Source organism: Microbulbifer sp. HZ11, assembly GCF_000708675.1.
GTDB lineage: Bacteria > Pseudomonadota > Gammaproteobacteria > Pseudomonadales > Cellvibrionaceae > Microbulbifer.
Map to the genome: position 1 here is coordinate 1,317,107 of NZ_JELR01000001.1, position 26,169 is coordinate 1,343,275.

Sequence of the window (26,169 nt, forward strand, 5' to 3'; positions counted from 1 at the left end):
AACCGGACGCCCGCCCGCAAGGCATTTGGCAAATTTCCTCCGTCGCCCACGTTGGCGGCCGAAAACAATAAACATGAGAGGAATACCGATGAAGAGACTGCACAAGCCTCTGGCGCTCTCCGTAGCGCTGGTGAACTCAGGCTTCGCCTATGCGCAGCAAGATGCGCAACAGGAGCCACTGAATACTCAGGTCGGCAGCCAGGACGTTTCCGCCCTGGAAGAAGTGGTCGTGACGGCCACCAAACGGGAGACCAATCTGATGGAAACCCCGATTTCCATCACCGCCTTTTCGCAGGAGAAACTGGACCGGGAAGGCCTGACCAATATCAAGGATATGGCACAAATGGTGCCGAACATGGAAATCTCCATGGATTCCTCGCAGACCGCACCGGTGGTCGCCATGCGCGGCGTGCGTTCCACTAATATCACCGAGCTGGGCGATCCTTCCGTCGGCCTGCACCTGGACGGTATTTACTCCCCCCGTCCCCAGGGCGCCATGGCGCTGATGTTTGATGTGGAGCGGGTGGAAGCCATGCGCGGCCCCCAGGGTACCCTGTTCGGACGCAACTCCACCGTGGGTAACGTCAATATCATTTCCAAGCGCCCGGACTTCAACGAGTTCGATGCGTCTGTCGGCATCGAGGCCGGCCGCTGGAATCACCAGCAGACCCGCGGCATGATCAATTTACCGGTGAGCGAGACCTTCGCCCTACGCGCCTCGTTCATGCAGGAAACCCGGGATTCCTACCTGGACGGCTACTACGATCCCAACCAGTGGGACGTGCGCTACCTGCCGGAAGAAGTCCAGAATGCGCCGGTCTACACCGGCGCCGATGAAGACCGCAGCCTGCGCCAGCGCGAACGCTGGGGCAGCGGTGAAGTCCAGGAACTGGTCAAGGCCGATCCATCCGACTTCTACAACAACTCTGACCAGTACGCCTTCCGTGTGAGTGCCCTGTGGGAGCCCAGCGAAACCCTGTCGTGGATGCTCGCCTATGAGCAATTCCAGGACGACAGCGCCGGCGGTGCCGACACACTCAATTGTGACATGGCCGCCCAGCGTATCCGCAAAGACGGCGATGGCAACTACCTGGATGCAGACGGCAATATTTCCGCCACACCGGTACCCGGTCAGCTGGGCTGTGAAAGCGTGTACGGCCCCGGTGCCGACGACTTTACCGTCAACGTCAGTGTGCCCGGTTTCCTCGACCTAAATATTGAATCCATTCGCTCCAACCTGAGCTGGGATCTCTCCGAAGAACTCGCGCTGGTGTACAACGCCGGCTGGTCAGAGCAGGTGCGCTCCCAGCATTCCGACCAGGATCGCGGTATCACCGGCTGGGACATGTCCATTTTCTTCCGCGACGCCACGTTTACCTCCCAGTCTCACGAGCTCCAGTTGCAGTCCACCGGCTCCGGTCCGCTGCAGTGGATCGCCGGCGCCTTCTACTTTGAAGAAGACAACAATATGCAAGGCGGCTGGATCAACAGTGGCGCCAATGCGGATTATTGGAACCAGCCCAATCGTACCCTCAAGTCCCAAGCCTTCTTTACCCAGGGCACCTACGCACTCACTGATCGGTTGAACGCTACAGTCGGTGTGCGCTACACCGAAGACACCAAGCAGGACGTGGGTGGCCGCAACATGGCCTGTAACGGCGATACCATCAACCCACAAACCGGCGAAGCCTGCTTCCCCGCCTGGGACCGCGACGCGTTCAATCAGCTGCCCACGGACTACTTCGACGACGCCGGTATCTACACGGCGGTCAGTGACAACCAGACCAAAGGCAGCTGGGATTTCACCAACTACCGTTTGGGCCTGGATTACATCGTCAACGACGACCTGATGGTATTCGGCTATGTCGCCAACGGCTTCAAATCCGGCGGCATCGGCGATGTCTTCGTGCAGTACGAACAGGACCCTGCCACCGCTGAATATCTCCTCGACGACAACGGTGATCGCATCATCAAAGAGCGTCACCGCAATACTTACGACCCTGAAGTCGTTACTACCTACGAGCTGGGCAGCAAAGGCACCTACCTGGATGGCAGCCTGAATGTGATGGCCACCCTGTTCTACAGCGATTACGAGGATATGCAGGCGGCCTCTGCCAAGGGTATCTTCCCCTACTATGTGGAAGAGCGGGCCGATGACACCGGTGAGCTGACCGGCGAAATCACCACCGAAACCCAAACCGTATTCCAGACCGACAATATCGGCACCGCCGTTATCAAGGGCCTGGAAGTGGAGTTTGACTGGGCACCCATCGAAAACGGCCGCTTCGACGGTTACGTCACCTGGCTGGATACCGAAATCACCAGCGATTTTATTTATCACTGGGATTTCGCCGCTACCGATCTGTTCGAAGTGGACCACGGAGCGGCCACCAACCCAGACAACGACGCCATGAAGGTCAATCTGAAAGGCAACGAGCTGGCGGCGTCACCAAAACTCAGCGCCAAGCTGAATTACACCCACACCTTCCGCTTCAACAATGGCTTTGCCATTGTCCCTCACCTTAGCTACTTCTGGCGGGACAAGTCCTACCACACCTTCCAGAACGTGGATAAACACTACGACGTTTTTGCCACAGAAACCCCGGGCGCGTTCAGCGATGTGCGCCCGGCATTCCACAGTGTAAACAGTACCCTCAAGCTGGAAGCACCGGACAACAAGTGGAATGTAGAAGCCTTTGTTTACAACCTCACCGACCAGAAAGAAACCTACTGGGCCGGTGGTGGCGACGGCGTAATCAAGGGCCCGGTTTCCATGCCGCGTTTCTACGGTATTCGCGGCAACTACAACTTCTAACCGCAATCGTCATCGTCGCTTGCCCTCACCACAGATGGTGGGGGCCTTTTTCCCCGCGCCTGTCTAACACAGGAAAGTGGCGCACAAGCGAATCGATGCCGGCATAGCAGTACCCGAAATCAGATTTACCAGAGTGAGCACCATGAAAAAGCACCCACTTACTGTCGGCGTTATGGCCGGGCTACTTTCTCTCGCGGCCACCCTGCCCCTGCAGGCCGCCAACGAGACCTCGAATTTCAGCACCCCCAGACAGCAGATGCTGCAACAGGAAGACATCGCGTCCCAGATCGAGCACCTGCTGGCGCAAATGTCCATTCACGAAAAAATCGGTCAGCTGGCCCTGCGCGACTGGGGCACCTTTGGTGCTTCGGACATGAAGTCAATCAAGCAGGCGGTGCGCGAGGGGCGCGTAAGTGGATTCCTGAACGTGAACTTCAGCGCTGTGGACAAGAATGCGTTTGAAGAACTGCAACGTATTGCGGTGGAAGAAAGCCCCCTCGGTATTCCTCTGCTATTCGGCCAGGACGTGATCCACGGTTATGAGACCATCTTTCCCATCCCCCTTGGCCAAGCCGCCAGCTGGAATCCGGAGCTGATCAGAAACGGCGCCCGCATCGCCGCCCAGGAAGCCAGCGCCGACGGCATCCGCTGGACCTTTGCTCCGATGATTGACATCAGCCGGGACCCGCGCTGGGGCCGGATTGCCGAAACCCTTGGGGAAGACCCGTTACTCACCTCCATTCTGGGTGTGGCCATGGTGGAAGGCTTCCAGACCAGTAACCTCGCCGATCCCACCAGCCTCGCAGCCTGTGGTAAACACTTCGCCGGCTACGGTGCGGCAGAGGGAGGACGCGACTACAACAGCGCCTATATTCCCGAACGCCTGCTGCGCGATATCTACCTGCCACCGTTCAAGGCGGGTATCGATGCGGGCATGCAGAGCATCATGAGTACCTACAGTACCCTTAACGATGTACCCGGCACCGGCAGCCCCTTCCTGTTCAAACAGATCCTCCGCGACGAATGGGGTTTTGACGGTTTCGTGGTGAGCGACTGGAATGCGGTCATGGAAATGGTGCCCCACGGGTTTGCCCGCGACGCCAGGCACGCGGCCAATCTCGCCGCCAACGCCGGCATCGATATGGAAATGCACACAGATACCTATGAGAAATTCCTGCCGCAACTGATGGATGAAGGGAAGTTCTCGGAAGCACAGCTGGATACCGCCGTTGCCAATATCCTGCGGGTAAAACTGCGCCTGGACCTGTGGAACCACCCCTACCCCCGCGCGCAATCCGAGGCCGAGCGCGAACAGATCATCCGCAGCGCGCAGTTCCTGGACGCAGCCAAAGAGGCCGCCAAAGAGACCTTCGTACTTCTGAAGAATGACAAAAAAGTACTGCCGCTGAAGAAAGGGCAGACCGTTGCGGTCATCGGTCCACTGGCAGAAGCCCCCCATGAACAGCTGGGCACCTGGATTTACAACGGTGACAAGAAACACTCCCGCACCCTGCTACCCGCTTTGCGCGCGATGGTCGGGGACGAAGGAGAGATCCTCTATGCAGCGGGTCTCGATTACAGCCGTGACATGAGCACCCGCGGCTTCAAAGCGGCCGTCAAAGCGGCCCGGAAAGCCGACGTCATCCTGTACGTGGGTGGTGAGGAGTCCATTCTTTCCGGCGAAGGCCACAGCCGCGGCGATATCCGCCTGCCCGGTGCCCAGGCCGAACTGGTGGCGGCCCTGGCCGAGACGGGCAAGCCCCTGGCCATGGTATTGATGGCGGGCCGTCCACTGCAGTTGGATGACACCCTGGAACAGGCCGATGCAGTGATGATGGCCTGGCACCCGGGCACCATGGCCGGGCCGGCACTGGCCGATGTGCTCTATGGCGAAACCTCGCCCTCCGGCCGTCTGCCACTCACCTGGCCGGTGGGTGCAGGTCAGATTCCCATCTACTACAACCACCTGGCAACAGGGCGTCCGGCCACCGATGATAACTATACCCGCATCGAGAAGATTGAACGCGAGGTGTTCCAGCACCAGCCGGGTAACTCCTCCAACCTGCTGGACTACGGGCACAAGCCCCTGTTCCCGTTCGGCTACGGATTAACCTACAGTGAATTTGAATATTCCGACCTGCAAGTGTCCAGCACCACTCTGGATGCCAATGGCCAGCTCAGTATTTCCGCCACCATCACCAACAGCGGCAGGACGACCGCCACCGAAACCGCTCAGCTGTACGTGCGCGATCTGGTGGGCAGCGTGTCGCGCCCGGTACGTGAACTGAAAGGGTTCGAGCGGGTCACCCTCGCCCCGGGGGAATCACGACGGGTCCAGTTCCATCTGACTGCCGAGGATCTGGCCTTTCACAACGCCCAGATGGAGCAAGTCATCGAGCCCGGCGAATTCCGCTTGTGGGTAGCGCCCGATGCCCAGTCGGGTCTGGAAAGTGGTTTCACCCTGCGCTGACGCTAACCCCCTAAACAGGCAACGTCTCACAGGTTGCTCCCTCCGTCCCACCGGTCGTCCCACCGATTGCCGGCGTGCTGCATAAACTGGGACGGATGGGGATCTCCAGTGGCGTCCAACTTTAGGTATTTTCCTAAAGTAGGACGCTTTTACGCCACCCACACGTCACTATTAAGACTGCCCCATTGCGGGTGCATCGATTACAAGAACAACCACTTACTCACAGACTCGGGCGGATACCAGCTACCCGATCACCGAAAATAAAAAATGCAGGAAGTAACCTATGCAAGCGATTGAGAACTCCGTCGATGGTATTCAGGGCACCGCCCAGAGCCATCAAGACGCCCCTCCCCTCCCCTTTATCGTGCTGATCTGTGGTGTCGCCACAATCGGTGGTTTTCTGTTCGGTTTCGACAGTGGCGTAATCAACGGCACCGTCACCGGACTGCAGCAGGCATTCAACTCCAATACCGCGGGTACCGGTTTCAATGTGGCCTCCATGTTGCTGGGCTGTGCGGTGGGTGCCTTTTTTGCCGGGCGCCTGGCCGACCGCTGGGGGCGCAAAACCCTACTGCTGATTTCCGCCGTATTTTTTATTTTAAGCGCATGGGGTTCTGGTATCGCCACCAGTTCGCAGGAGTTCGTGATTTATCGAATCATTGGGGGGCTGGCCGTGGGTGCCGCCAGCGTTATGTCGCCGGCCTATATCAGTGAGATCGCCCCGGCGGCGATTCGTGGGCGCCTTATCACGATCAACCAGATCGCCATTATTTCCGGCCTGTTCGCGGCATTTATCAGCAATTATTGGCTGGCCAATACCGCCGGCTCAGCCGTGAACGAATGGTGGATGGGCTTTACCGCCTGGCGCTGGATGTTCTGGATCGAAATTGCCCCCGCGACCCTTTTCTTCCTGGCCCTGCTGCTGATTCCGGAAAGCCCGCGCTACTTGGTGCTATCGAAGCAGACGGCCCGTGCCCGCGAAGTCCTGAGCAAACTGTACGGCGAAGCCGCAGTGAGCGAAAAACTGGACAGCATTCACCAGTCCGTTGCTACTGATCACCGCCCGCGTATGTCAGACCTGCTGGAAAGTGCCGGTCAACGGGCCGGTAAGGTGCGCAAGATCGTGTGGGTGGGTATCGGCCTGGCGGTTTTCCAGCAATTGGTGGGGATCAACGTCGTCTTCTATTACGGCGCTGTACTTTGGCAGGCGGTCGGTTTCTCCGAGTCCGACGCGCTGCTGATCAACATCATCTCCGGGGGTGTGAGTATCGCGGCCTGCTTGATCACCATGACATTGATCGACAAGATCGGCCGCAAACCGCTGCTGCTGGTGGGCTCCATCGGCATGGCGGTCACTCTTGGGCTGGTGGCCTTTGCTTTCGCAAATTCTTCCCTGGTAGACGGCAAATTGCAGCTTTCCCAGAGCATGGGCCTGCTGGCACTGATCGCGGCCAATGCCTACGTGTTCTTCTTCAACGGTTCCTGGGGCCCGGCCATGTGGACCATGCTCGGTGAAATGTTCCCCAACCAGATCCGCGGTTCCGGCCTGGCGGTTTCCGGTCTGGCGCAGTGGGTGGCCAACTTTGCCATCACCATGACCTTCCCGATCATGCTGACCGGCATCGGCCTGGCAGGTGCCTACGGCATCTACACCCTGTTCGCCCTGCTTTCGGTGGCTTTCGTACTGTACATGGTGCACGAGACCAAGGGCTTGGAACTGGAACAGATGCGCGGCTAACCCGCATCCCAAAAAACCCGCTGCACGGGTATTCGGGCAGCGGGTCTCTGATTACGCAATCGACAGCTTTATCTCCCTCCATCCAACGCTGGATGACACCTTGGCTGAATCGGCACGGAAGCCACCTTATCACTGCACGGATGCAGTTTTTTCCGGCAGGCTCTGCCCGCGGAGCGCGTTCTTGCGGTATTCCGTCGGTGTCATACCCACCAGTTTCTTGAAGAAAGCATTGAATGTGGCCTTAGTGTTGAAGCCACTGTCCAGCAGGATATCCATGACCGTGAGATCCGCGCAGTCCGGGTCACCCAGCTTGTTTTTAGCCTCTTCAATCCGATACTGATTAACGAACTCAAAGAAATTCCGCTCAAAATGGCGGTTGATGGTGCTGGATACGCTGCGTTTGGGCACGTCCAGCTTGCTGGCCAACTGCTCCAGGGTAAGCGAGGGTTCCAGGTAAGGCTTTTCTGACTCCATAAATCCGGCGATACGATCCGCCAACGCGGTGTCCACCACCGGCTTGACCTCTTCCGCTATCTCCCCCGCATCGTTGTCTGGAACAAGCGCCTCGCCCCCGTCCTGCTTGCGATCGATCCCCTCGAACATGGACGCATAGCTGAGGCTGAAGAAGATCATCGCGCTGATCAGGATAAATACCGTGTAATTGCTGGCCAGCCCCATGATCCGGAAGTCCACCGGCACGTCGGTTTGTGCAGCCAGAGTCAGGGCAACATTGACCAGCACCGCCCAACCACGCAGCAGCACAAAGCCCCACACCAGAATCAGCAGCCATTTGAAATCGATGCGCTCCACATTGGAGTAGGTATCGCGCATCTGGCGCCGACAGTTGCGAATTTCGATTAGACAGAAGACCCCGAACAGCAGGCGCAATGACTCCCGGCCAAAGCCGATAATCAGGTTCACCAGGGTTTCCCCGTAGGGGGTATACCCCTCCAGCATGGCAATTTTGGTGGCGCTATCGAAGCGGAAATAGGTGAAATACTCGTACAGGGCGTAACCGAGAAATGGCAGCAGATACACCAGATCCGAACGGGCCGGACGGTAGTTCTTATAGATCAGCGAGCGGGTGTACCACAGCAGTACCGGCCCCTCCAGCCAGTAGGCGAAGCCGAACACATAAAACAGATTCGGCGAGGTATCGATCGCCCATTGGCGCACACCGGCCCCATAGCTGATCAGCGTATCCATCGGGATCATGGCCTGGGTGACCAGAAATGCGGCCAACAACAGGAAGCTGAATTTTTGCTCACTGCGTACCGCCGTTAGCAGCAATGCGAATAGCAGGCACTGGTAACTCGTCATCATCAGGACGATGTCGTGGACGTTAAACAGAAGGATATCCATCGGAGGGGCGCTTCTCTCGGTATTGTTATTGTCTGCTTTTTAAGGCAGAGGCGATTGTCCCATAAGCCCAGGAGGCAACCGCAGTATTTTGAGGGGAGACTACCAGAATGTTTAAATAACAGCCAGAATGGCGCCATAATCAACGTAAGACTTTATGCATACCCGGTATTTGGACGTTCAATTTTGTGCAAATGTCCTAAGTGAGACGACTCGCAGCGCGCTCAGCCGTCAGTATTCTCGGGAGACTGAGAAGTACTCAATCTGACGACCAAGAAATAATCACAAACATAAAAAAGGAGTGCCAGCGATGGTGCGATTCAAGCGAGATCAACTGGCTGTGGCTGTGACCGCAGTTCTGGCTGGGTTCATCAGCAACGGGGTTCTAGCCCAATCCGACGAGGAAGCTACAACGTCACAAGCCCTGGAGGAAGTGGTAGTCACCGTTGAACGCCGCGAGCAGACCTTGCAAAGCGTCGCCGGTGTCGCCCAGTCCTTCGATCAGGACAGCCTCGACCGACTCGGTGTAGGTACCAACTTCCAGAACCTGCAAAACGTGGTTCCCGGCCTCAATATTGCCGATCAGGAAGGCAACATGGAAATCTACATCCGCGGTGTAGGTTCCAGTAACAATACCGAGCTGGGCGATCCGGCCGCCGCCACTCACCTCAACGGCGTGTACATTCCGCGCCCCCGCGGTGTTGGCGCCATGTTCTACGATATTGCCCGGGTCGAAGTGAAGAAAGGCCCCCAGGGCACCCTGCGCGGACGCAACGCCACCGCCGGTACCCTCAACATTGTGGCCAACCGTCCGGACCTGGACGACACCAGTGCGGACCTTGAAGTCTCCGCTGGCAACTTCAACAACTTCGGCGCCCGCGGTTCCGTGAATCTGCCGGTCACCGATACCTTCGCCCTGCGCCTCGCCGGTTACACCGAGCAACACGACCCCTACTTCAGCAACGCCAGCGCCAACAGCGCACTGGATGCCGCCGGCAGTGAAGACGTCCAGTCCTTCCGTCTCTCGGCTCTGTGGGAAGTGGGCGAGGACACCACCCTGTATGTGGTGGCCGACCAGACCCAGGAAGGCGGCACCGGCTACCCCGGCGCCCAGATCAAGCAGGCGCTGCAGTCGGGCTACGATTTCGATGACCTGGACGACCCGCGTGCGGTGCTCTATCGCGGCACCGAGGGGGACCTGGATTCCACCCACACCGGTATTATGGCCGTGCTGACCCACGCCTTTGACGGCTTCTCTGTCGAGCTGTCCAGCAGCTACCGGGACCTGGATTTCAAGCAGACCAACGCCTCTAACGACGGCGTTTACTACCCTGGTCACGATGACGTCAACCAGGAGAACTACAGCACCCAGTACTGGGACACCCAGTCCGAGTCTGTGGTCAACGAGCTGCGCTTCTTCTCCAACGGCGACGGCGCACTGTCCTGGACCGCGGGCATCTTCCAGTTCGACGAAGACCAGCAAGCGGGCCTGATGAGCCTCACCGATGTTGCCGGAATCGAAAACTGGTACAACGCCACTGAATGGGTCATGCCCGATGTGGATGGTTCCTCCCTCGCGGTGTACGCCGATGTCTCCTATGACTTCACGGAACAGCTGACCGGTTTTGCCGGTATTCGCCGCACCGAGGAAGAGAAATACCGCTACGGTACCGGTGGCAACTACGGCTTTGGTTTCTGGGCCGGAGAGAACCGCCCCGAATCCATCCGCTGGGGCAGCCCCGGTTTCGTCTATGACGGGCTCGCCCGCGACGAGTATGACCTGAGCAAGATCGATGCACTGAGCTATCTGCTGTCCGGCATCAAAAGCTTCGGCGTCGACGACAACTTCGATGAAATCGCCGTGTGCCTGCAGGACAGCGACAGCTGCGCCTTTGGTTCCGACATGGAAGGTGGCTACTATGGCCCGCAACAGCAGGAAGGCTCCTACGAGGAAGACTATGTCGACTTCCGAATCGGCGGTACCTACCAGCTGACCGAAGACAATATGCTGTTTGCCAGTGTTGCCTCCGGTCACAAGTCCGGCGGCTTCAACGACAGCCTGGTGGACCCCAATGGCGACCTGATCGCAGTCCCCTACGCACCGGAAAAACTGGTGATGTATGAAGTGGGCAGCAAGAACGAACTCACCCTGGGTAATGTGCCCACCCGACTGAATGCTTCCGCGTTCTTCTACGACTACACCGACCAGGTGTTCCAGATGATTGTGGCCACTGCAGACGATGAGGGCGCGAGCTCCCTGCAAAACCGCAATATCGCGGACTCCGAAATCACCGGTCTGGAACTGGAAAGCAAATTCCTGCTGCCGGCCGACCTGATGCTGGATATGACCGCCCTGTGGCTCAATGCGGAAATCAAGGAAGGCACCATGGCGGATACCCGCCAGGGCTGGGGTACCGACCTGCCGATCGTGGATATTTCCGGCAAGCGCTTGCCGCAGGCTTCGGAATTCACCATGACCATGGCTCTGTCTCAACAGCTGGATACCTCCGCCGGTACCTTCGACTGGTCTGTTTCCGCCATGTACCGCAGTGATTACTACCTGAGCATCTGGAACAACACCGACTACGATCTGGTAGACGGTGAAACCGTGATCGGTAGCGATCCAGATTACGCGGACCACGTAGATGGATACGTGAATGTAGATGCCGGTATTGGCTTCACCGATAACTCCGGTAAATACCGCGTTGAACTTTATGGGGCCAATTTGACCGACATAACCGTCTCTAATAAGGGAATCATTGATCACGGCAACAATATTAGATTCACCAACCTGCCGCGCACCTATGGCGCGCGCTTCAAGGTGAATTTCTAAGCGGTTGCTGTACTCCGGGCTCGCTTTTATTGCGCGGCGAGCCCGGTTCATGACTCCCTGCTCTCTCGACGTGTAAGAAACACACGTTTCACATGTAGTGATTGCGGGGGCCTTGATCACCCTTTCTCAAGGCCCCCGCCTTTTTTGAATTAGCGACGTTCCGCACCGGATCCGTTACGGAGTGCCCATGTCTTACCTGAAATCCCTGTCAGCAAGCATCATGCTGGCAACGGTCCTTACTGCCTGCAGCGAGCCTGAAAACAGCTCCGATAACGCCACCCATACACCGCAGGCGACGGACAGTCATCCGACACAAAGCGAAAATTATTCCCTGGAAAACTGGCCAAAACTGACCCCGGCTTTCCCCAAAGATGAAAAACTCGAAGCCCGTATTGCTGACCTCCTGTCGCAAATGACGCTGGAAGAAAAAGTCGGCCAGATGATGCAGGCAGAAATCAAATCCATCACGCCGGAAGAAGTCAAAAAATACCATATCGGCTCCATTCTTAACGGCGGCGGCACCTTCCCCAATAACGACAAGTTCGCCACCCCCGACGACTGGCGCCAACTGGCCGACGCCTACTATGCAGCCTCCATGGATACCTCGGACGGCGGCGTTGCCATCCCGATCATCTGGGGCAGTGATGCTGTGCACGGCCATAACAATGTCATTGGCGCAACCCTGTTTCCGCACAATATCGGCCTCGGCGCCGCGCGCGATCCGGAACTGATCCGCCGCATAGGTGAAGCCACCGCCCGCGAAGTGGCGGTCACCGGTGTGGACTGGACCTTTGCCCCCACCATCGCCGTGGTGCGCGACGACCGCTGGGGCCGCACTTTTGAAAGCTACTCCGAAGACCCGGAAATCGTCGCCGCTTACGCGCGGGAAATGATCAAGGGTATTCAGGGTGATAAAAACAGCGAGGAATTTCTCGACGGACGCCATCTGGTTTCCGCCGCTAAACATTTTGTCGGCGACGGTGGCACCACCCGTGGAATTGACCGCGGCGATACCCAGGTGAGCGAAAAAGAATTGGCAGAGATTCACGCTGCCGGCTACTTCACCGCACTGGAATCCGGTGTGCAATCGGTGATGGCCTCTTTCAACAGCTGGAACGGCAAGCGCCTGCACGGACATAAATACCTGCTGACCGACGTTCTCAAAGAACGCCTCGGTTTTGACGGCTTTGTGGTAGGTGACTGGAATGGCCACCGCTTTGTGGATGGCTGCACCATCGACAGCTGCGCTGCCGCCGTCAACGCCGGCCTGGATATGTTCATGATCACATCCGAGTGGAAAGCGCTACTGGAAAACACCCTTGCCCAGGTCAAGAGTGGGGAGATTCCCATGAGCCGCATCGACGATGCGGTCAGCCGTATCCTGCGGGTGAAAATCCGTGCGGGGCTGTTTGAACGGGATCGCCCACTGGCGGGTAAAAACGGTATTCTCGGCAGTGCGGAGCACCGCGCCATCGCCCGCGAAGCGGTGCGAAAATCCCTGGTACTGCTGAAGAATAATGATCAGTTACTACCTGTTGATGCACGCAAGAAAATTCTGGTGGCCGGTGACGGTGCCGACAACATCTCCAAACAGAGCGGCGGCTGGACCATCTCCTGGCAGGGTACCGGAAATACCGATGAAGACTTCCCGGGAGCCACGTCTATCTATACCGGAATCGAACAGGCCGTAGAGGCTGCCGGCGGTCAAGTAGTATTGCGCGAAGACGGCACGCTCCTACCCGCCGACTTCGGTGGTGAAAAGCCCGATGTGGCCATCGTCGTTTTCGGTGAAGATCCCTATGCGGAATGGCACGGAGACCTGGCCAGTATCGAATTCCAGCTGGGCAGCAAACAGGATCAGGAACTGTTACAGAAGATCAAAACCCAGGGTATTCCGGTTGTCAGTGTATTTCTTTCCGGTCGCCCCCTGTGGGTGAACAAGGAGTTGAACCTTTCTGACGCATTTGTCGCTGCCTGGTTGCCAGGCTCGGAAGGTGCCGGAGTCGCAGATGTTCTTCTCACTGACGGCAACGGCAAAAAGCGCCATGACTTTACCGGCCGCCTCTCCTTCAGCTGGCCGGAGCTGGTACACCAGACCGTCATCAACCGTGACGACGAAGACTATGCACCGCTCTTCAGCTATGGCTACGGTCTCGATTACGCCAGCGATGTACAACTGGCCAACAATCTCAACGAAGACGGTGAATCCTACGTGGATGGCGCACTGGAAGACGCCTGGTTAATGGTGTCCCGTCCCCAGGCGCCCTGGAAACTGTTTATTGCCGATGGCAAACAGGAACCGGTATGGGTCAGCGGCAACCTCGCCAGCAGTGCAGATGACAATATCACCGTCGCCTCTATTGACATGCTGTCTCAGGAAGATGCGCGCGCATTGACCTGGAAAGGCCTGCGCGCCGGCAGCGTGGTACTGGAAACCCAGAAGCCCCAGGACCTCAGCCGTTACCTCGATGAAGGCGCCGCACTGACCATGGATATCCGTATGGACCAGGCACCGGATGCCCCGGTCTTCGCAAAGATTTCCTGCGCCGGCGAGGAATGCAATGGTGCCTTGCCTCTGCAAAGTACGCTTCAGGCCCTGCCACAGGGAGACTGGTCCCAGGTCACCATCGACCTGCAGTGCTTTGCCAAGGCCGGGGCGGATTTCTCGAAAGTCTCCCAGGGTCTGTCCCTGCACAGTGAGGGCAAACTGGCCATGGCTGTGGCCAACATCAAGTTTGTGCCCGGCGCGGCAGAACAGGCACAGATTCGCTGCGGGAGCTGAGCGCCATGCTGCAAGAACGCATCGGAAATCTGCCGTTCATCGTGGGACTCGCTGCCGCGCTGACAGCCGCAAGCGCCAGCGCGGAGCCCTCCAGTATCCAGCTGAGCAGGGACAAGCTCTCACTGGTACTGGATCCCGCCTACGGCGGGAGAATCACGGAGCTCCGTTACGGGGACAAAGATCTGTTGTCGCTGGCCGAGCCCAGCGGCAACAACTTCGGCTCCACCTTCTGGCTCAGTCCGCAATCCCTGTGGCAGTGGCCACCGGTGCCCGAGCACGATCACCAGCCCTACTCGGTCATTACGCAGGAGGATGATTCCGCAAGCCTCGCCAGTGCTGCCGGTGCGGGGGCCAAGGTGCACAAAACCGTATCAGTCGAAAGTGACCAGCATATCGCTGTGCACTACCGCATAGATGCCGAACAGGATTTTCCGGAGGTCGCAGCCTGGGAGATTACCCGCGTCCCCAACCGCGGGCTGGCATTTGCCCCGGTCAATGCCGACACGGTCAAAACCGTGCGTGGAGAAGTGGCCTACACCCTGGACAAGGACACACTCTGGCTTCCTCTCAACGAAGGTGCGCCATTGGTCGAAGGTAAGGTCATCGCCAATGGCAGTGAGGGCTGGCTGGCCTACGTGGTAGATCAACTGCTCTACCTCAAAATCTACTCTCCTGTGGCTGCCGCAGAGATGGCCACGGGAGAAGGAGATATAGAACTTTATCTGAGCGGTGAATCTCCCTATCTGGAACTGGAGGTGCAGAGTGCAGCACACCAGCTCCGACAGGAAGAAGTCTTGTCCTGGACAGTGAACTGGCTGGTAGTGCCGCTTCCGGAAGCGCTCGCGGTACACACTGGTTCACCCGCACTGCTGGAATTTGTTCGCAACCAGATCAGGGAATTCTCCCGCCACTGACCCCATTTCAGACGGCCCCAGAAGGGCCGTATCGATTTACTCTCCTCGTCATCTCGACATCCTGAGTAGCTTCTGCCGCGGACATCCGCGGCTTTTTTGCGCGTGAAGCTCTTTCCCCCAGGACCCGATCCCACCACCGGCTTGAGTGAATGTCATCGGGTACAGTCATGCCGGCAGGCAACGCTTCGAACTAACCAGTCACAAATAGTCAAGTACTTTGTACTCCGCAAACTGTGCGAAATTGTGACGAAGTGCTAAATTTGGCGACCAATTGCCTTCGGTAACGGACCAAACAATATAAGAGGTATCCCGCAATGGTTCAGTTAGTCGTCGATTCCGGCTGTGATTTACCGGACGAATTCCTGCGCAAATACGGTGTTCCCGTATTGCCGCACCGCGTCAGCGTGGGGAAAGACACCTTTGGCGATCAGCGCAACCCTGCGCAAATGAGCCATTTCTATTCCCGCTCCCTGGTCGATCGCTCCCGGGTGGTGAATTCCGGGCCCGCCGGCGAACCGGAAATCGAAGAGGTGATCAGTAAACTGATCCGCCAGGGCCACAAGGACATCGTCATTCAGACCATCAACGCCGCCAACAGCCCCACATACGCCAACGCGGTCGCAGTCGCGAAAAGACTGAGCGGAGATACCGTTGAGATTCATACCGTCGATTCACACACCCTATTTTCCGGGCAGGGTTTGCTGGCCCTCTACACCCTATCGCTTATCCAGAAAGGTCTCACTGGTGCCCAGGTAAAATCCCGCACCGAGGAATTCGGCCGCAAGATTGCCGGCTACGCCGCAATCCAGGATGTGTACTACCTCCGTGAACGCGGCCGGCAGAAAAACGAAAAAAGCGTAAGCTGGTTGAAGGCCTTTATGGCGCGCTCACTGGATCTGCACCCGATCATTTCCATGACCTACCAGGGCTCCGCCGTAGCCGATACGGTGAAAACTTTCGATGGTAGTACCCACCGGCTGTTTCAGATCGCCGAAGAAAAGATGGCCGCCAACGCACTGTTGATGCCCGCCGTGGTGGTCAGTATCGCTGGGCCACTGGAACAGTTGGAGAATATACCGGGTTTCAAGTCCTTCCTCGAAACCGCGGCAAAACACAAAGTAAAGGTTTATCGTTCGGTGATGAGCCTGTCCGGGGGAATCAACCTGGGGCCTGGCACCGTAGCATTGGCCATTGCCGCCAAGTAAACCGCCGCCCAACGCCTTCTACTGATTTCCTGCCGCTGCGTGGCGTCTATTGCACGGTAAACGCTGTCGATAGCGCCACTCAGTCATCAATTTCCATTTCGTGGTGGTCCACCGCGACACACGAAAACAATTATTGCCCGCTACATCTAGACTGAGGAAAGCTGTTTTACAACTGACCGAAATTGGTGAATAAGATGTACCGCGGTTTCGCTCCATCGCTCATGTTCATTGTGGCCACACTTACATCGCTCGTCAGCAGCGATACCCTCGGCGACGCCGACCTCGCCAAAAAACTCAGCAATCCGGTATCGGATCTGATCAGTGTTCCATTCCAGAACAACTGGGACAACCGCGTCGGCCCGGTGGATGGCGGGCGAAGATACACCTTGAATATCCAGCCGGTGATTCCGGTTTCCATCAATGAGGAATGGAACCTGATCAGTCGCACCATCCTTCCGGTGATGAATCAGGAAGATATTTTCCCCGGAAGCGGCGATCAGACCGGCCTCGGCGACACCACGCAAAGCCTGTTTTTCTCGCCCAAAGCTCCCACCGCGGGAGGTATTATCTGGGGGGTGGGCCCGGTTTTCCTATTGCCTACAGGTAGCGAGCCACTATTGGGTACCGAAAAATGGGGCGCCGGCCCAACCGGCGTCATCCTGAAGCAGACCGGCCCCTGGACCATTGGAACACTCGCGAATCACATTTGGTCTTTTGCCGGTAACGACAACCGCACCGATGTGAACAACACCTTTGTGCAACCGTTTCTTGCATACAACACCCCTAAATCCTGGACGTTTACATTGCAGACCGAATCCACTTACAACTGGGAAACCGAGCAATGGAATGTGCCAGTACATTTTTTGGTGGCCAAAGTATTCAAGGTGGGAAAGCAGACCTATCAGATACAGGCTGGGCCGCGCTACTACGCGGAAAGCCCACCAGGGGGCAGCCACGACTGGGGATTCCGACTCAACTGGGTAATGCTGTTTCCCAAATAATCTTGATCGGCGATATCAGGCTCACTCTACTCAATACTTCGCTACGTCCGTACCCAGAGGGAATTGGCTATGAAGCGCGAACATACGTCATTCAAATCTCGCATTCATAAATTAACACCGCTGGCCCTTGCTATAGCCGCTTCCTCACCGGCACATGCCGGCGGATTACTACTGTGGGAGATTGGCACGCCGACACTCGGCACAGCGAGCGCCGGCTGGGCAGCGATGCCAGAAGACGCCGCTACGGCATTTACCAATCCAGCGGGTACCGTATGGCGCGAGACGACAGAAGTACGCGTGGCGGGCCAGGCGCTCTACGGTGACATCGGCTTCACCAATGGCGGAGAAACCAATGTGCCCGGCAACGACGGCGGCAATCCGGTGAAATGGTTTCCTGGTGGCGGCGCCCACGCCGCCGGAGTATTTTCAGATCGCCTGGGCTGGGGTCTGGCCATGACGGGCAACTTTGGCCTCGGCCTGGATTACAACGACGACTGGGCCGGCCGGCGCTTTGTACAGGAATCCGACCTGATCGGAATGAGCCTGATCCCCTCGCTCAGCTGGAAAATTAACGACTGCCTTTCCATTGGCGCAGGCGTTAACATCATGGGCGCGTTTTTTGAATATGTTTCTGCGCCGCGAGCCGGGATTCTTCCCGACGATGCCCACCTCAAATACGAAGATATCGACGTAGGGTATGGCGGAAACATTGGAATTATCTACCGTCCGGTAGAATCTACAACCTTTGGTATCACCTATACCTCGAAAGTGGATCTTACCTTCAAAGACAACCTCCGCTTGAGTGGATTCGGCCCCATCCTTGAACCGGCAGTAGAAAGACTCAATGGCGCTCGTACAACAATCGATATGACAGTACCGGCAACGGTAACCGCGAGCCTGCAGCAAAAACTTAGCCCGGCCACAACGCTGTACGCCAACCTGGGCTGGCAGGACTGGTCCGAGTTTGCCGGAATGGAACTGGCACTGGACAACCCGAATCAGTTGTCGGTATTTGTCGACCAGGGATACAAGGATACCGGTCACTTCGCCCTGGGAGTGAGACATACTGTTTCCCAAGGATTCCTGCAGGGATGGAACCTGTCCACCGGTTTCGCTTATGACAACTCCATGCAGAACGACTCCAACCTCACCGCCAATCTGGTCACAGGCAAAGCCTATCGGTTTGGCCTGGGGGCCGGGAAAATGCTGTGCCCCGGCGTAACCATGGACATCGGTTACACCATGCTCTGGTCCGGTGATATCGATATTGATCAGACTGGCCGCCCGCCGTTCAGCCCCAGGCTCGAGGGAAGTTACAAAGATACCTCACTGCAGTTTCTTGGCGGGTCCGTGCAATTCGAATTCTGAATAGCGCGTGGAAACGGAAGGAAACATTCAGAGTAACAAGGAAGTAAACATGAAATTTCCGAGATTAAAACCGCCATTTACCCTGCTTATAAGCGTCTGCGTAACTGCACTTGCAGTTCCCTCCGCGATGGCACAAAACGCCGCAACGGAAACCACCCAAAAATCCAACGCGGCAGTACAGTCACAGCTTCCATTCAACAACAAACAGGATTTCAAAGACGTTAAAAAAGGATTTATCGCTCCACTACCAGACAACGGAGTCATCAAAGATGACAAAGGACAGACAGTTTGGGACCTAAGCGCCTACGCATTTGCTCAGGGGAAAGAGGCACCTGATACGGTGAACCCGAGCCTGTGGCGGCAGTTGCAATTGCTCTCAGAAGGTGGACTCTACGAAGTAACACCGAGAATTTATCAGGTTAGGAGTGCGGACCTCTCAAATATCACGTTTATCGAGGGTGACAATGGGATTATCGTTATGGATCCATTGATCTCCGCAGAGACGGCAAAAGCCTCCCTCGACCTGTATCGAGAGCATCGCGGCAACAAGCCTGTGGTTGCTGTGATTTACACCCATAGCCACGTTGACCACTATGGCGGTGTACGCGGCATTGTCGATGAGGCGGATGTAACATCCGGCAAGGTTAAAATCATTGCGCCTGCGGGTTTCCTCGAAGAGGCTGTCAGTGAAAATGTCTTTGCCGGCAATACCATGGGACGCCGAGCGTCTTACATGTACGGCAATCTCTTGCCGAAAGACCCAAAAGGGACACTGGGAACTGGCCTGGGGTTGGGTACTTCTCCGGGCACCGTTACCATCATTCCGCCGACGGATACCGTCACCAAAACAGGACAGCAGATCAAGGTAGACGGGCTTACTTTCGAGTTCCTGATGGCCCCGGGAACCGAAGCCCCGGCGGAAATGCATTTTTATATTCCCGAACTGAAAGCAGTGACAGCGGCGGAGAACGCCACACATACTCTACACAACCTGTACACTCTCCGGGGCGCCAAGGTTCGAAACGCAAAAGCATGGGCCAACTACCTGAATGAATCGTTACAACGCTGGGGAGACAAGGCCGAAGTACTATTCGCGCCACACCACTGGCCGACCTGGGGCAACGAGCATGTGGTTGATCACCTAAAGAAACAGCGCGATCTGTACAAATATCTGAATGACCAGACCCTGCGGATGGCAAACCAGGGCTTCAACATGGTCGAGACCGCAGAGATGATGGAGCTCCCCCCGGAGTTATCCCAATACTGGGCAAACCGCGGCTACTACGGTAGCGTCAGCCACGATACCCGTGCCGTATGGAACTACTACCTGGGGTTTTTCGACGGTAATCCGGCCCGTTTGTACCCGCTCCCTCCCACAGAAGCCGGTAAAAAATTCGTGGAATATATGGGCGGTGCAGACAGCGTTCTGCAAAAAGCCCAAAAGGATTATGATGCTGGCAACTACCGCTGGGTAGCGCAGGTACTGGATAATCTGGTTTCCGCACAGCCGGAGAATCAGAAGGCAAAAAATCTGCTCGCCGACGCGTTGGAGCAGATGGGATACCAGCAGGAGAATGGACCATGGAGAAACTTTTTCCTCAGTGGTGCAAAAGAACTCCGCGAAGGCGTTAAGAAATTGCCAGTACCGGTTACTGCGAGTCCGGATACCATTGCCAATATGCCCATAGAAATGTTTTTCGACTTTCTTGGTATTCGTTTAAATGGGCCAAAAGCCGCTGGTAAGAAAATGGCGTTCAATATTTCACTCCCCGATATCAAGGGCAACTACGCACTGATGCTGGAAAATGGAGTTTTGAACTACGGGCCTCCCGTCGACAAGCCCGATGCCACAGTGACCATCAACCGCAGCTCTCTGGATGATGTAATCATGGGCACTGCAAAAATTGACGATAAAGTCAAAGACGGCTCTGCCAAGCTCGGTGGAGATGGGGCCAAGTTCAAGGAATTCCTGGGTATGCTCGATACGTTTGAATTCTGGTGGAACATATCCACCCCCAATCCACGCCCCAAAAGCTGAGGGCTGGCGAATCACCGATTTTTCTGCGAATCGGGCCCGCAGGTGTGTTACCGGCGGGCCCTTTTTAACCACCTAGATTTGTGATTCTATCGGTAGTCGCGACAGCAGGCGGGCCAGCAACCGTTGCCACCACCGGGTCTCCGGCTCGTGCGTTACCGTCAGATTCTCGCTCTCTGCGGTCCAGCGAATATCCCCCCCCTCATCCAGAGATAATTGCCAAGCTGCATCCGGCCCGGTCCAGGTATCAAATAACTCGTTCAACTGTCGATTGATTTGCCGGTTTTCAATCAGCACGCCAATTTCCGTATTCTGGATAATCGAGCGGCTGTCGAGATTGATCGAGCCGACGAACGAGCGGTCATCATCCAATACGAAGGTTTTGGCATGCAGACTTGCGCGGGACTTGCCTTTGAACCAGTGCAACCGCTGCTTCTGTTCTGCTACCGGGCGTAATTCCCACAGGTTAACACCGGCGCGCAACAGGGGTTTGCGGTAGCGCGAATAAGCGCCGTGCACCACCGCTACATCATTGGTGGCAAGGGCATTGGTCAGAATATCCACCTGTACCTTGGCATTCTGCAGGGCGGAAAATAAATCCACACCGGGTATACCGGGAATCAGATACGCATTGGTGATACGCACTTTCTGCTGACACTGTCTGAGCGTTTTTTCCAGTTTCGAGCCGGGATACTCACTCACCGGGACGCTCGCCCGGTCAATGGCCTTTCGCGGAGGATCGGCAAACAGTGTTCCCTTCCCCCAGAGAAACTCAATGGCACCGGTTTTAAGTTTTTCAGCCAGATCGGATTTTTCCAGCGCGCGGCTGAATTCCGATTCCCGCTCACCCGCGAGATAGTCGCTTACGCGGTCCCTTAACCCATCCAGCGAACAGGTCTGATCATTGGCTAGTGCCAGCTCCGTTACCGGAATCGCGACTTCACTGTTCCAGTAGTCATCAAAAATATCTGAGGCCTCTTTCACCACAGCGCCTACTGCAACGATATCTACATCGAGAAATTCGGTTTCTGCTTTAGAAAAATAGCCATCGGCAATATTACGCCCACCGGTAATGGCAACCTGCCCATCACACACCAACAGCTTGTTGTGCATACGGTGGTTTATGCGCCCAAAATTCAAAAGCTGCTCAAGTCCACGGCGAAAACCACTGCGGCCTTCTACCGGGTTGAACACCCGGATCTGCATATTGGGGTGGCTCTCCAGCGCAAGAATCCAGGGATTGGTGACCCGTGTTCCAAGGTCGTCAACCAACAGTCGAACGCGCACGCCACGGTCAGCGGCCTGCAGCAATAAACCGGTAAGGATTCGCCCCGAGCTATCGTCACTGTATATGTAATATTTCAGATCCAGGGAAACACCGGCTTCTTTGACCAGTGCCGCGCGTGCGACAAATGCCGACAAACCATCGTGTACCAGGTGAAAGCCGGATTGATCCTTGTCGTGAGACGCGATTTCTTCACGCAGGCCACGAGCGAGCTCTGTGCCTCGTGCCGGGTCCAGGGCCGACGAATCCGGCCCGGCGTCATATTTGGTCGTTGAGGAGTCACTCATAGGCGATGACACGGCAGAGTCCGGGGTTCCCGACTAGTCTAGCCGGTTCAAAGCGCCCTCACACCGGGTTCGTAACAGTGGCCTCCAGTTTCCGGTCCCCGGCACGCAGTGGTGGATAGAAATTGAGAAATTCATCTTCCAGCTCCCCCTTTAGTAATATCTTTCTGTCGCGCTCATAGTCATTGAGCAAACGCCACGGGTAACGGGTGCCCTGACGCGGCAATATTCCATCGGCACGTTCCACATATCCTGACTGCAGTGCAGCCATTACCGATTCTTCCGCCTTACAGCCCTCGCGGTCGATGGGGATGAATACACCCAGTTTACGTTCCTGCAGATGATTTAACAGGCGACAGATATAGCCTGCGGAGATATCGGACTTCAGTGTCCAGGCGGCGTTGGTGTAGCCGAATACCCAGGCCATATTCGGTACGCCTTCCATCAACACCCCTTTGTACGTCAGGCGATTGCGCATATCCACATGTTCGCCATCTACGGTCAACGCCATGCCGCCAAGCAACTGAAGTCTGAGGCCGGTAGCACTCACCACAATATCCGCATCCAGTACCTTGCCAGATTTCAGTTGGATACCACTCGTGGTGAAAGTGTCGACTGTGTCGGTCACAACCGTTGCCCGGCCAGCCTTGATCGCTTCAAACAGGTCGCCATCCGGTACCGCGCATAGCCGCTGGTCCCAGGGTTGATATTCGGGAGTGAAGTGGCGCATATCTGCGTGCCCATTGAGCGCTTTGCGCACCCCTCGCAATATCAGGCGCCGGACGGTTTCAGGCCAGCGTTTTGCCGCTTTGAACATCAGGCGGTGCAAGCGCAGATTCCGCCAGCGGGCGAAAGCAAAAACCGCTCTTTCGGGAAAAAACCTCTTCAACAGGCTCAGCAGTCGATCGCGGCCTGGCATGGACAAAATATAGGTGGGGGAGCGCTGTAGCATGGTCACATGCGCGGCCTTTTTCGCCAGCGCAGGTACCAGGGTCACGGCGGTAGCGCCACTACCGATTACCAGTATTTTTTTGCCGGCGTACTCCAGATCTTCTGGCCAATGCTGGGGATGAATCACCTCTCCCTGATAACGATCCACTCCGCTAAACTCCGGCGCGTGGCCCTGCGCATAATCGTAGTAACCGGCGCAGGAAATCAGAACCCGACAATTATAGGTCACCGGTTTCCCGTGGCAGATGCCGCTCAGGGTCCAGCATTGCTCGCTGCTGCACCAGCTGGCGGAAGTCAGATTGATCCCATAGTGGATATGATCGTTCACCTGAAAGGCCTGCGCGGTTTCCCCCAGGTACTGGCGAATAGATGAGCCATCCGCAAGTACCTGGTCACCGTTCCATGGGCGGAAGCTGAAGCCGAAGGTGAACATGTCGGAGTCCGAGCGGATTCCCGGGTACCGAAACAGATCCCAGGTGCCGCCGAGGCGGTCGCGACGTTCAAGAATGGCGAACTTGCGATCAGGGCAATGCTGCTTGAGGTGACATGCAGTTCCAATACCGGACAGGCCGGCGCCCACAATGAGGGTATCGTAATACTGTGCTCGCATGGTCCGTCGCTTTTATTAAAATTCGTGCAGCCAGTGTACCGAGATTTAGCCGGGGGAGGACAAGGCTTTTCTCAGTAGTGAATTTACTGTATCAGGGACTGATATTGCTCAGATATTTCCGTATTTCCGGCTTCCCGGTGCAGAGATACCAAGGCGGACAATATTTCCCGGTCACCCGGATAGCGCTGCAGTGCCTGCTCCAGATAAGTGATGGCCCCCGCGCTATCACCATTGGAATTGAGCGCGATTCCGTAGACATACGCATAGCGCGGCGGCGCACCGTCGCTATCGGCGGCAGCCTGCAAAAGAGGCATCGCTTCTGGCAATTTCTGCTGACGTACCAGAGACAGCCCCAGGGCATGCTGCAAGGGCGCTTTCTCGTAGGCGTTTACCAGCGCCTCCCGCAAGACCACCTCACTATCATGCTCGCGATTGGATGAGCGGTAGAGGTCCGCCAGATTGATAACCGCTGGAACATAATGAGGTGCCAGCAACCGCGCCTGCTTCAACAGAGACTCCGCTTCTGCGGTTTTACCTTCCCTCAATCGCACACCTGCCAGGTTGACTAGGGCTTCCGGACGATCTCCATTGAACCGGGCGGTATCTTCATATTCCTGCAACCCTTTCTGAAAACGCTCTGCCACTTCCGCCGGGTAGGCATCCATGGGTGCTCCCACCATCGTATTGGCGGCCAGCGCGCGAATCACACGGTCGTCTTCGTACAATAACGGGATGGCCAGTGCCGGTCTCACCTGCTGCGGAATATTATCGAGGCTTTGCGCGAGGCCAAGATGCAGGAGTGCGTCGTCCCCCTGAGCGATGACTTGCAACATTTGCGCAGAGGCTCGGGATAGATAGCGTGGCAACAGTGACACTGCCGTAGCGCGCACGATATCAGGCTGTGATTCGTCCAGAGCCAGTGCCTGCAGCGGCTGATCGACACCGGGGTATCCCTGCCGGGCCGCAAACAGAATTTCACCAAAATGAGGCTCAGGTTCACCAAATTTTTTCCGCAGAGCTTCCGCTGCCCACTGATTGGATTTTTCAGTGTGACAGCCAATACAGGCATTGGGCGAACCAATCTTGTCCGACAGGTCCGGCCGTGGTACGCGAAAACTGTGATCACGGCGGGCATCCACCTGCATATAAGTTTTGGTGGGCATATGGCAGTTGACACACTGCGCTCCCGCACTGCCCTCAGAATGCAGATGATGATCTACAGTATCGAATTTTGAGGGCAAGTGGCACTGCGAGCAGAGACCATTACCTTGTATACGGGTTTCCAGGCTGTGAGGGTTATGGCAATTGCTACAGGTGACGCCGGCTCCGTGCATTTTGCTCTGCAGGAAGGACCCCCACACATAGACTTCGTCATTGATCTGGCCATCGGCGTGGTACAGGTTTTCATCCAGCAGCGCCGGGTGGAAATAATCCAGGAAGTTATCATGGGGGCGAACTCCCGGATACTGGGTACCGCGACGGGAGTGACACTGGGCGCAGGTGGAAATCTCCTGCTGGGTGTTCACAGCCTTGTTTTCGATGTGGGCGATTCCGGTCTCGGCATCCATTTTCCAGTGCGCCCGCAACCGTCCGCCATAGCTCGCGGCAAAACCACTGTTTTTCCAGCCGGATTTCTCTTCTTCTGGCAATCCCGCCCACTGAACATGCTTTGCTCCCGGCCCGTGGCAGGCTTCACAGCCTACATTGATCTCAGACCACTGAGTGGAAAAGCTCTGGGATTTCGCATCATAATTCTTGTGCAGGTTGGTAGAGTGACAGTCTGCACACTGGAAGTTCCAGTTCTGGTTGATACCGGTCCAGTGAAGTGGGTCGCCCGCCTTGATTTCTTCATCCGGGTACAGGTGAAACCAGCGCTGGCCGCCTTGTTGTTTGGGGCGCGAATCCCAGGACAGGCTTAGCGCCTGCAACCGCCCCCCAGGAAACTCGATCAGGTATTGCTGCAGTGGATATACTCCAAAGGTGTACGCCACAGGGAAGTCCTGTAGTTCACCCTCCGCGTTATCGGTGCGCACATAGTACTGGCCATCCCGTTTAAAAAAACGGGACTCCGTGCCGAAATAATCGAAAGTTGCGTTATCGAAATTCCCCACAACGGTCTCACCGTTGGGGGTCTTCATGGCGAGATCGTGGTGGGATTTCTGCCAATCCTGATATTCCGCCTGGTGGCAGCCGGAACAGACCTCGACACCCACATAATCTGGGTGGCCGTCAGGGCCCGGGGACTTAGCGGCTAACCCGCGAGCCTTCTGAGTAGTGACGTCCGCACCAGTGCCGGAGCCGCGGCCCGGTTGCTGAAGAGATGCTACCGCAACACCGGGCTCTACACCGCTCTCCACGCCTTTCGTCTCGTCATTTTTGCTACACGCACTCACAGTGCTCAGCAGCAGGACAGCAAACAGAAGGTGGGACAGGCGACGCATCGAAACTCCGGATTATGTTTGTAATTGGCACCGAGTATAGCTTTTCGCACACTTTTGCTCAGCCTCGAATCTGCTAGC

The 26,169-nt window shown here is 56.6% G+C and carries 14 protein-coding genes; 10 read left to right on the forward strand and 4 right to left on the reverse strand.

All coding sequences use genetic code 11. The features are described 5' to 3' along the window. Nucleotides 1-88 precede the first annotated feature (88 nt). The 3 genes from AU11_RS05645 to AU11_RS05655 all read left to right on the forward strand — a co-directional run bounded on the left by AU11_RS05645 (nucleotide 89) and on the right by AU11_RS05655 (nucleotide 7,023). A complete protein-coding gene (locus AU11_RS05645) occupies nucleotides 89-2,815 on the forward strand; it encodes a TonB-dependent receptor (RefSeq protein ID WP_043317082.1) in 2,727 nt (908 codons plus the stop codon). Nucleotides 2,816-2,957: 142 nt separating this feature from the next. Continuing rightward, on the forward strand, nucleotides 2,958-5,285 hold the full coding sequence (gene bglX / locus AU11_RS05650) for a beta-glucosidase BglX (RefSeq protein ID WP_081848007.1): 2,328 nt from the start codon (nucleotides 2,958-2,960) through the stop codon (nucleotides 5,283-5,285). Between the two features lie 283 nt (nucleotides 5,286-5,568). Next, a complete protein-coding gene (locus AU11_RS05655) occupies nucleotides 5,569-7,023 on the forward strand; it encodes a sugar porter family MFS transporter (RefSeq protein ID WP_051686986.1) in 1,455 nt (484 codons plus the stop codon). A gap of 129 nt (nucleotides 7,024-7,152) precedes the next feature. Here the strand turns inward: AU11_RS05655 and AU11_RS05660 are convergent, their stop codons facing one another. Then, on the reverse strand, nucleotides 7,153-8,385 hold the full coding sequence (locus tag AU11_RS05660; RefSeq protein ID WP_051686987.1) for an AraC family transcriptional regulator: 1,233 nt from the start codon (nucleotides 8,383-8,385) through the stop codon (nucleotides 7,153-7,155). Between the two features lie 307 nt (nucleotides 8,386-8,692). Between AU11_RS05660 and AU11_RS05665 the strand changes: the two genes are divergently transcribed. The 7 genes from AU11_RS05665 (at nucleotide 8,693) to AU11_RS05695 (ending at nucleotide 20,523) form a co-directional block, all read left to right on the forward strand. Continuing rightward, on the forward strand, nucleotides 8,693-11,215 hold the full coding sequence (locus AU11_RS05665) for a TonB-dependent receptor (protein WP_043317084.1): 2,523 nt from the start codon (nucleotides 8,693-8,695) through the stop codon (nucleotides 11,213-11,215). Between the two features lie 187 nt (nucleotides 11,216-11,402). Next, nucleotides 11,403-13,997, forward strand: coding sequence for an exo 1,3/1,4-beta-D-glucan glucohydrolase (locus AU11_RS05670; RefSeq protein WP_043317086.1), 2,595 nt, complete (start codon nucleotides 11,403-11,405; stop codon nucleotides 13,995-13,997). Between the two features lie 5 nt (nucleotides 13,998-14,002). Further along, entirely contained in the window at nucleotides 14,003-14,911 is a 909-nt protein-coding gene (locus tag AU11_RS05675; protein WP_043317088.1) for a DUF4380 domain-containing protein, read from the forward strand. Between the two features lie 314 nt (nucleotides 14,912-15,225). Then, nucleotides 15,226-16,116 carry a DegV family protein gene (locus tag AU11_RS05680; RefSeq protein ID WP_043317090.1) on the forward strand — a complete coding sequence of 297 codons (891 nt, stop codon included), beginning with the start codon at nucleotides 15,226-15,228 and terminating at the stop codon, nucleotides 16,114-16,116. 194 nt (nucleotides 16,117-16,310) lie between these two features. Further along, nucleotides 16,311-17,117 carry a hypothetical protein gene (locus AU11_RS05685; protein ID WP_043317092.1) on the forward strand — a complete coding sequence of 269 codons (807 nt, stop codon included), beginning with the start codon at nucleotides 16,311-16,313 and terminating at the stop codon, nucleotides 17,115-17,117. 69 nt (nucleotides 17,118-17,186) lie between these two features. Beyond that, nucleotides 17,187-18,485: an OmpP1/FadL family transporter gene (locus AU11_RS05690; protein WP_081847953.1), complete on the forward strand. Its 1,299-nt coding sequence runs from the start codon at nucleotides 17,187-17,189 to the stop codon at nucleotides 18,483-18,485. A 49-nt stretch (nucleotides 18,486-18,534) separates the two neighbouring features. Next, on the forward strand, nucleotides 18,535-20,523 hold the full coding sequence (locus AU11_RS05695) for an alkyl/aryl-sulfatase (RefSeq protein WP_043317096.1): 1,989 nt from the start codon (nucleotides 18,535-18,537) through the stop codon (nucleotides 20,521-20,523). 72 nt (nucleotides 20,524-20,595) lie between these two features. Here the strand turns inward: AU11_RS05695 and AU11_RS05700 are convergent, their stop codons facing one another. From AU11_RS05700 to AU11_RS05710, 3 genes are all read right to left on the reverse strand, one after another. Continuing rightward, nucleotides 20,596-22,092, reverse strand: a complete 1,497-nt coding sequence (locus tag AU11_RS05700) for a phospholipase D family protein (RefSeq protein WP_043317098.1) — start codon at nucleotides 22,090-22,092, stop codon at nucleotides 20,596-20,598. A gap of 58 nt (nucleotides 22,093-22,150) precedes the next feature. After that, nucleotides 22,151-23,650 (reverse strand): NAD(P)/FAD-dependent oxidoreductase, encoded by a 1,500-nt coding sequence (locus AU11_RS05705; protein WP_043317101.1) that lies wholly within the window; start codon nucleotides 23,648-23,650, stop codon nucleotides 22,151-22,153. Nucleotides 23,651-23,733: 83 nt separating this feature from the next. Next, complete coding sequence (locus AU11_RS05710; protein ID WP_081847954.1) at nucleotides 23,734-26,091, reverse strand: multiheme c-type cytochrome; 2,358 nt, start codon at nucleotides 26,089-26,091, stop codon at nucleotides 23,734-23,736. Nucleotides 26,092-26,169 lie beyond the last annotated feature (78 nt).

What these genes read in the sequence shown, in the direction of transcription:
- AU11_RS05680 (WP_043317090.1), top strand. Translation starts at nt 15,226, where the DNA reads ATGGTTCAGTTAGTCGTCGATTCCGGCTGTGATTTACCGGACGAATTC.
- AU11_RS05645 (WP_043317082.1), top strand. Translation starts at nt 89, where the DNA reads ATGAAGAGACTGCACAAGCCTCTGGCGCTCTCCGTAGCGCTGGTGAAC.
- AU11_RS05660 (WP_051686987.1), bottom strand. Translation starts at nt 8,385, where the DNA reads ATGGATATCCTTCTGTTTAACGTCCACGACATCGTCCTGATGATGACG.
- AU11_RS05695 (WP_043317096.1), top strand. Translation starts at nt 18,535, where the DNA reads ATGAAATTTCCGAGATTAAAACCGCCATTTACCCTGCTTATAAGCGTC.
- AU11_RS05655 (WP_051686986.1), top strand. Translation starts at nt 5,569, where the DNA reads ATGCAAGCGATTGAGAACTCCGTCGATGGTATTCAGGGCACCGCCCAG.
- AU11_RS05690 (WP_081847953.1), top strand. Translation starts at nt 17,187, where the DNA reads ATGAAGCGCGAACATACGTCATTCAAATCTCGCATTCATAAATTAACA.
- AU11_RS05670 (WP_043317086.1), top strand. Translation starts at nt 11,403, where the DNA reads ATGTCTTACCTGAAATCCCTGTCAGCAAGCATCATGCTGGCAACGGTC.
- bglX (WP_081848007.1), top strand. Translation starts at nt 2,958, where the DNA reads ATGAAAAAGCACCCACTTACTGTCGGCGTTATGGCCGGGCTACTTTCT.
- AU11_RS05675 (WP_043317088.1), top strand. Translation starts at nt 14,003, where the DNA reads ATGCTGCAAGAACGCATCGGAAATCTGCCGTTCATCGTGGGACTCGCT.
- AU11_RS05700 (WP_043317098.1), bottom strand. Translation starts at nt 22,092, where the DNA reads ATGAGTGACTCCTCAACGACCAAATATGACGCCGGGCCGGATTCGTCG.
- AU11_RS05665 (WP_043317084.1), top strand. Translation starts at nt 8,693, where the DNA reads ATGGTGCGATTCAAGCGAGATCAACTGGCTGTGGCTGTGACCGCAGTT.
- AU11_RS05710 (WP_081847954.1), bottom strand. Translation starts at nt 26,091, where the DNA reads ATGCGTCGCCTGTCCCACCTTCTGTTTGCTGTCCTGCTGCTGAGCACT.
- AU11_RS05705 (WP_043317101.1), bottom strand. Translation starts at nt 23,650, where the DNA reads ATGCGAGCACAGTATTACGATACCCTCATTGTGGGCGCCGGCCTGTCC.
- AU11_RS05685 (WP_043317092.1), top strand. Translation starts at nt 16,311, where the DNA reads ATGTACCGCGGTTTCGCTCCATCGCTCATGTTCATTGTGGCCACACTT.